This is a genomic window from Thermophilibacter sp. ZX-H3 (genome assembly GCF_052599055.1).
In genome coordinates, this window is record NZ_JBQXES010000020.1 from 47753 (window position 1) to 54707 (window position 6955).

Here is a 6955-nt window from a genome sequence, read left to right on the forward strand (position 1 = left end):
AAAACCCCGCCGTCTGCGGCAACTCCCCTCCAGCACGTTCTTCTCGCCGTATTGTGAGAACGATTCCATATGGGAACGTTCTCACATGGTATGATGAGGCGGAGAGAAAGGTGGGCACATGGCACTCGACTATCGGCAGGCGGCTCAGGAGATTCTGGACGCCATCGGCGGTCCGGGCAACGTGGTCTCGGCGGCGCACTGCGCCACGCGCCTGAGGCTCGTGCTCGCGGACGACGCCAAGGTGGACCAGGCGGCCGTGGACAACGCGACCGGCGCCAAGGGCAACTTCAAGGCGTCCGGTCAGCTCCAGGTCATCTACGGCACGGGCACAGTGAACAAGGTCTACGACGAGTTCATCGCCCTCGGCCACATCACGGCCGCCACCAAGGCGGAGGTGAAGGAGGCCGCCGCGCAGCAGCAGGCCAACCCCTTCATGCGCGCGATCAAGCTGCTGGGTGACGTCTTCGTGCCCATCATCCCGGCGATCGTGGCCTCCGGCCTGCTCCTGGGCATCATGAGCGCGCTCTCCTTCATGGATTCCAACGGCTTCATCGCGCTCGACACCAACAACGCCTGGTACCAGATCCTGAACCTCGTCTCCAACACGGCGTTCACGTTCCTGCAGATCCTCATCGGCTTCTCCGCGGCCAAGGCCTTCGGCGCCAACCCCTACCTCGGCGCGGTCGTGGGCATGCTGCTCATTAACCCGGGCCTGCAGAACGCCAACACCGTGGCCACCGAGGGCGTGCTCCAGACCTACCCCGTCATCCCCGGCCTCTACTCCATCGAGTGGACCGGCTACCAGGGCCACGTCATCCCCATCGTCATCGCCTGCGGCATCCTCGCCTTCATCGAGAAGCGCCTGCACAAGGTGGTGCCCGAGGCCTTCGACCTCTTCGTGACGCCGCTCGTCTCCGTTGCCGTCACGGCCTATGTCACCATGCTCGCCGTCGGGCCCGTCTTTGTCTGGGCCGAGAACGCCATCCTCGGCGGCATCCAGTTCCTGCTCACGCTGCCGCTCGGCCTGGGCTCGCTCATCATGGGCGCCCTCTACGCCCCCACCGTCGTCACCGGCATCCACCAGATGTACACCACGATCGACCTCGGCCAGATCGCCACGTACGGCGTGACCTACTGGCTGCCGCTCGCCAGCGCCGCCAACATCGGCCAGGCCGGCGCGGCGCTCGCCGTGGCGCTCAAGACCAAGGACGTCAAGGTCCGCTCGCTCGCCCTCCCCTCCTCGCTCTCCGCGTTCATGGGCATCACCGAGCCCGCCATCTTCGGCGTGAACCTCCGCTTCTTCAAGCCCTTCGTGGCCGGCTGCATCGGCGGCGGCCTGGGCGCCATGTTCGCCTCCATCGTGGGCCTCGCCGCGGCGGGCTCCGGCGTCACCGGCGTCTTTGGCATCCTGCTCTGCCTCAACCAGCCCGTGCAGTACGTGATCATGTTCGCCATCGCCGGCGTCGTGGCCTTCGCCATCTCCTACGCGCTCTACCGCGACCCTGAGGCGGCAGGCGAGAAGAACGCCGAGCCCGCGGTCGAGGCCGCGCCCGAGGCCGCGGACGCCCCCGCGGTGGCCGACGCCGCACCCGCCGCGCAGGCCGAGGTCCTTCTCGCCCCGATGACGGGCACCGCCATCAAGATGACCGAGGTCCCCGACCCTGTCTTCGCGAGCGAGGCCATGGGTCCCGGAGCCGCCGTGCGCCCCACCGAGGGCAGGCTCTGCGCGCCCGCCGCGGGCACCGTCACCGTGCTCGCCGAGACCGGCCACGCCCTCGGCATGACCACCGACGCGGGCGCCGAGGTCCTCATGCACATCGGCATCGACACCGTGACCCTCGAGGGCGGGCCCTTCACCGCGCACGTCAAGGTGGGCGACCACGTTAAGGCCGGCCAGCTCCTCATGGACGTCGACCTCGACGCCATCCGCGCCGCGGGACTCGACCCGGTGACCCCGGTCATCGTGACCAACGCCGAGGCCTACACTAGGGTCACACCGCATGCTGGCACGACCGTGCGCGCCGGCGAGAGCCTCGTCGAGCTCTCCTGACCGTCCCTCCTCGCACAGGGGCGGCCCGCGCCGGACGGGCCGCCCCGCCTCACACTCGGGAGCCATCATGTCACACGATCCCTGGAGAATGGGCTTTCACCTCATGCCGCCCGTCGGCTGGCTCAACGACCCCAACGGCCTCTGCCAGCTGGGCGGCACCTATCACGTGTTCCACCAGTACAGCCCCGACTGGCCCGCGCCCGACGCGCCGCGCGGGTGGGGCCACTTCTGGAGCCGCGACCTCGTCCACTGGCAGGGGGGCGGCCGGGGCTTGGCCATCGCACCCGACACCCCCGACGAGGCATCGGGCGCCTACTCGGGCTGCGCCGTCCCCTTCGAGGGCGGCGTGCGCCTCTACTACACCGGCAACGTCAAGGAGCCGGGAGACTTCGACTACGTGCGCGCGGGACGGCGCGCGGCACAGGTCCTCGTCGAGGCCGCGGCAGACCCTGCCGCGTCCGGAGGCCTTGCGCTCGGCGAGAAGGACGTGCTGCTGAGAAACGCCGACTACCCCACATTCTGCTCGTGCCACGTGCGCGACCCCAAGGTCTGGCGCGAGGGGGGCGCGTGGTGGATGCTCCTCGGCGCGCGCGACCTCGACGACCGGGGGCTCGCGCTCGTGCTGCGCTCGAATGACGGCCGGGCGTGGGAGAACGCCGGGGCCGTCCGCCCGACGTCCCCCTTCGGCTACATGTGGGAGTGCCCGGACCGCATCGAGCTCGACGGGCGCGAGTGGCTCTCGTTCTGCCCGCAGGGCATGGCCGAGCGCCCCTGGGCCGACGGCGTGGACGACCAGTCCGGCTACGTCCCGCTCCCCGCAGGCGAGCGCCTGGCGGCGGACGCCGAGGTCGACCCCCGGGCGTTCCGGCGCTGGGACCACGGCTTTGACTTCTACGCGCCGCAGAGCTTCGTGGACGAGTCCGGCCGCGCCATCCTGATCGGCTGGATGGGCATGCCCGACGCCGACTTCGCGGGGGCGCCCGGCGGCATGACGTGGTGCCACTGCCTCACGGTTCCGCGCGAGGTTACGGCCGGCGCGGACGGGGCGCTGCTCCAGCGGCCGGTGCGCGAGCTCGAGGCGCTGCGCGGCGCGCGGCGCGAGCTGGCCGGCGGCGGGTCGCTCACGCTGGGGGAGCATCGAGCCGACGTCCTTCTCGCCCACCCCGAGGGGCCGCTCGAGCTCTGGCTGGACGACGCGCTCGCGATTACCTGGGACGGCGCGGAGCTTGCGCTGCGCTTTGCGGACGACGCCGTCGGCTGCGGGCGGACCGTGAGGACCGCACCCTGCAAATGCCTTCGCGATCTACGCGTTCTTGTCGATAGCTCAGCCGTCGAGGTGTTTGCCAACGACGGCGAGCTCACCTTTGCCACCCGCTGGTTCCCCCGCTCCCCCACCCTCACGCTCGTGCAAAACGTGCAAAAGGGACAGGCACTTTTGCACGCCTGGGAGATGGGCGACGGCGTGGCGGGCACGTACGAGTAGCCGCACGGACCGCTTGCCGAGAAGAGCGGCGCGCTCGGCCGCGCCGCGGCATAATGGGTGTGGAATCGATTCCGCACACAAGCGAAAGGACACCGCGATGTTCTCCGTCTCCGCACTGGGCGAGCTCCTCATCGACTTCACCGACGCCGGCACCTCAGCTGGAGGCCAGCGACTCTTCGAGCGCAACGCCGGCGGAGCGCCGGCCAACGTCCTCGTGGCGCTGGAGAAGCTCGGCCACAAGACCGCCTTCCTGGGCAAGGTGGGCTGCGACATGCACGGCGAGTTCCTGCGCGCCACCCTCGAGGAGCAGGGCATCGACACGACGGGGCTCATCTCCGACCCCGACGCCTTCACCACCCTGGCCTTCGTGGCGCTCTCTCCGGACGGCGAGCGCGAGTTCTCCTTCGCGCGCAAGCCCGGCGCGGACACCCGCATCACGGAGGATGAGCTCGCGCGCGATGTGATCGCCGCGTCCAAGGTCTTCCACGTGGGCTCGCTCTCGCTCACCGACGAGCCCGCCCGCTCCGCCACGCTCGCCGCGCTCGCCTGCGCGCGCGAGGCCGGCTGCACCCTCTCCTACGACCCCAACTACCGCGCGAACCTCTGGCCTTCGGTGGACGCCGCCGTGGAGCAGATGCGCGCCGTGGTGCCGCAGATGGACCTCATGAAGCTCTCCGACGAGGAGTGCGAGCTGCTCACGGGCGAGGCCGACCCGGAGGCCGCCGCGGCGGCGCTCCTGGCGCAGGGCCCCAAGGTCGTGGCCGTGACGCTCGGCGCGGGCGGCGCCTACGTGCGCACTGCCGACGGCGGCGCCACGGTGCCGGGCTTCCCCGCGGACGCCGTGGACGCCACGGGCGCCGGGGACTCCTTCTGGGGCGGCTTCCTCGCAGGCTTCTGCGAGAGCGGCAAGGCGCCGGCGGAGGTGACCGTCGAGGACGCCGCCGACTTCGCGCGCCTGGGCAACGCCGTCGCGTCCCTCTGCGTCCGCAAGCGCGGCGCCATCCCCGCGATGCCGGAGCGCGCCGACGTGGAGGCCCTCCTCGCCGAGTAGCCTGGCGCTGCCGACTCGGTGGCGCGCCCGATTTGTGACGCGGCCGACTCGGTGACGCGCCCAGCTCAGTGACGCGCCCAATCAGTGGCGCGCCCGACTCAGTGACGGGTTCTGGACGAATGCGGCCTCTGGACCGGGGCCATCCGTTCAGAACCCGTCACTCTGCCAAAGGCAGATTGAAGCCAGAAGATTGAAGCCAGACCCCGTCGCCCCCGTCAGGTCACGGGCGGGCGAGGGCCTCGAAGCGGCGATAGAGCAGCCCTCCCGCCGCGGCGAGCGCCACCGCCACGACGACGGCCATGGCGGCGATCCCGTAGTCTCCGCTCCCGAAGGCCGAGGCGGCGACCGTGGACGTCACGATGGAGGGGATGCGGCCGAGCGTGGTGATGGCCAGCACCGCCCCGAAGCGCATGTCCGTGAGCCCGGCAAAGTACGTGAGGAAGTCCTTGGGCGTCCCCGGAATGAGAAAGACGACGAGCATCACGAGCTCGAGCCGCCGGGCGTCATGCAGCCACGAGAAGCGGTCGAGATGTGAGCGGTCAAAGAAGACGCCCACGAGCGACCAGCCCCAGCGACGCACCGCCCAGAAGATGGCGCTCGACGCCACGGCGCTCGCGGCCATGCACACGAGCGTGCCCTCGAGGAAGCCGAAGGCGTACCCGCTCGCCAGCTCGACGGGCTCCCCGGGGAGAAAGGCGAGCGCGATCTGCAGCGCGTTGACGCCGCCGATGACGAGCCGCGAGAGGATCGCGTGCTCAGCGACGAAGGACCGCACCGCAACGGGGTCGCTCGCCCAGGCGTAGGCCTCGGGCGCCCAGCGCAGGCAGATGGCCGCGAGCGCGACCCCCACCGCCACAAGCGCGCAGATGTCGAGCGCCCTTCTTGCCCTCAGGTCGCGATCCGCGACGTCATGCCGGTTCTTCTCGCCCATGCGCACCCCCTCCCGTCCATCTTGCCATCCGGGGGCACCACCGGGCGGCCCTCAGCGGGAACCCTTGCCCGATGCTTGCGCCGCCCTTACACAGCCAGCCGGAACGGACACGCTCCGAGGCCGGCGAGACGGGCCTAGAGCGTCGCCGCGTGCACGAGCATCGCGAGCGCGAGGCTGCCCAGGAGCGTCGAGGTTACCAGGCAGCCGAGAAGAACGGCCTTCTCGGACATTCTCTTGAACATGGTGCCCCCCTTCCTCGTTGCCGCCCCTCCCCCCAGGGACCGGGCACGCCGAGTCGCCTGCGTGCCCGCTCCTGGGAGGGTGACTCCATTCTTGCAGCTCAGAAGGATGGAACCAATCGATTGGACTTACTGCCGGGTGACGCTTTGGTAAGATTCCCGCCTCCCCGCGCCGCGTCCCGCCGCGCGGGGAGGGCCTAGCGCCGCAGCTCGGAGAGGGCCACGCGGACGGCCTCGTCCTCGTCGTCGGTCACGACCACGAGCTCGGGGTCGAGCGGCGAGATGTTGCCCGACTCGCGGACGGTCCCCTCGAGCCAGTCCATGAGGCCGCCCCAATACTCGGAGCCGAAGAGCACCACGGGGACGCGCGCCACCTTGTGCGTCTGGACGAGCGTGAGCAGCTCGAATGCCTCGTCGAGCGTGCCGAAGCCACCCGGGAAGATGATCGCCCCGCTCGAGTACTTGACGAACATCGTCTTGCGCACAAAGAAGTAGCGGAAGGTCATGCCCAGGTTGACCCACTTGTTGATGCCCTGCTCGTGCGGCAGCTCGATGCCCAGCCCCACCGACTTGCCGCCCGCCTTGGCCGCCCCGCTGTTGGCGGCCTCCATGATGCCCGGGCCTCCGCCGGTGATCACGGCCACGCCCGCCTCGGCGAGCTTTCTGCCCACGTGGCGCGCGGCACGATACATCGGGTCGGTGCGCGGCGTGCGCGCCGAGCCAAAGACGGTAACGGCGGGCCCCAGCTCCGCGAGCGCACCGAAGCCGTCGACGAACTCGGCCTGGATGCGCAGGACGCGCCACGGGTCCATGTGCAGCCAGTCCGTGGAGGCCTCGGGCGCGAGGAGGTTGCCCGTGGTGGTGTCGGCCGGGATCATGGGCCCGCGCATGATCACGGGACCGCGGTGGTAGGTCTGCCCGAGGGGCTCCTCGGGAGTGGGGCGCTGGTCGAGGTTCTTCTCGTCTGCCATGATGCCTCCTTCTCCTGACGGGGCCCTACGGTACGTCCGCCCCGTCAGCGGCGGGTAAGCCGCGCGACATGTCGCGATACGCTTTGTGTACCCGTTTTTGCCGCCGGCGCTGGCGTGCCACTGGCGTCAGGCTTATTTGGCGCATGCCACTGGCGTCAGGTTTTGCCGCTGGGCCACTGGCGTCAGGTTTGTTTGGCACACATGTCCCGTGTGCCAAACAAACCTGACGC

5 protein-coding genes are annotated in these 6955 nt (G+C 70.1%); 3 read left to right on the forward strand and 2 right to left on the reverse strand.

The window, feature by feature from the left end; all coding sequences use genetic code 11:
• Nucleotides 1–118 precede the first annotated feature (118 nt).
• The 3 genes from ACULPM_RS09120 to ACULPM_RS09130 all read left to right on the forward strand — a co-directional run bounded on the left by ACULPM_RS09120 (nt 119) and on the right by ACULPM_RS09130 (nt 4584).
• On the forward strand, nt 119–2050 hold the full coding sequence (locus tag ACULPM_RS09120; RefSeq protein ID WP_445331688.1) for a glucose PTS transporter subunit IIA: 1932 nt from the start codon (nt 119–121) through the stop codon (nt 2048–2050).
• A 67-nt stretch (nt 2051–2117) separates the two neighbouring features.
• Nucleotides 2118–3533, forward strand: a complete 1416-nt coding sequence (locus tag ACULPM_RS09125; protein WP_445331687.1) for a glycoside hydrolase family 32 protein — start codon at nt 2118–2120, stop codon at nt 3531–3533.
• Between the two features lie 97 nt (nt 3534–3630).
• Nucleotides 3631–4584 carry a carbohydrate kinase family protein gene (locus ACULPM_RS09130; protein WP_445331686.1) on the forward strand — a complete coding sequence of 318 codons (954 nt, stop codon included), beginning with the start codon at nt 3631–3633 and terminating at the stop codon, nt 4582–4584.
• 220 nt (nt 4585–4804) lie between these two features.
• Here the strand turns inward: ACULPM_RS09130 and ACULPM_RS09135 are convergent, their stop codons facing one another.
• Together ACULPM_RS09135 and ACULPM_RS09140 are read right to left on the reverse strand one after the other, a co-directional pair.
• A complete protein-coding gene (locus ACULPM_RS09135) occupies nt 4805–5515 on the reverse strand; it encodes a TVP38/TMEM64 family protein (protein WP_445331685.1) in 711 nt (236 codons plus the stop codon).
• Between the two features lie 436 nt (nt 5516–5951).
• Nucleotides 5952–6725 (reverse strand): LOG family protein, encoded by a 774-nt coding sequence (locus ACULPM_RS09140; protein WP_167930331.1) that lies wholly within the window; start codon nt 6723–6725, stop codon nt 5952–5954.
• Between the last annotated feature and the right edge of the window lie 230 nt (nt 6726–6955).